This is a genomic window from Shewanella sp. 10N.286.52.B9, from assembly GCF_002873635.1.
GTDB lineage: Bacteria > Pseudomonadota > Gammaproteobacteria > Enterobacterales > Shewanellaceae > Shewanella.
Map to the genome: position 1 here is coordinate 1 of NZ_MCTY01000115.1, position 374 is coordinate 374.

The following is a 374-nucleotide window of genomic DNA, read 5'->3' on the forward strand; positions in this document are numbered from 1 at the left end:
TTTCCAAATTGTTAAAGAACGGGCTAAAAAAAGCCAAAGATAATGGTTAGATTATCTTTGGCATCTCTTAATTGCATATGTCGACTCAACTTATTGAGAAGATGTAAATGGTGGAGCTATGCGGGATCGAACCGCAGACCTCCTGCGTGCAAGGCAGGCGCTCTCCCAGCTGAGCTATAGCCCCATTTACATGCAGTAAAACAAAATACGTTAATACAAAATCTTCGCTTAGGAGAAATGAAGATTTTGGTGGGTCAGAGTGGACTTGAACCACCGACCTCACCCTTATCAGGGGTGCGCTCTAACCAGCTGAGCTACAGACCCAACGTATATTGCTCTTTCTTTCTATCAAGTAATCTGTGTGAACACTCAAC

General features: G+C 43.3%; 2 tRNA genes. Both read right to left on the reverse strand.

Going from position 1 to position 374, the window contains the following annotated elements:
* Positions 1–108: 108 nt before the first annotated feature.
* A tRNA-Ala gene (locus tag BCU91_RS07310) sits at positions 109–184 on the reverse strand.
* A 63-nt stretch (positions 185–247) separates the two neighbouring features.
* Positions 248–324 (reverse strand) — tRNA-Ile (locus BCU91_RS07315).
* Between the last annotated feature and the right edge of the window lie 50 nt (positions 325–374).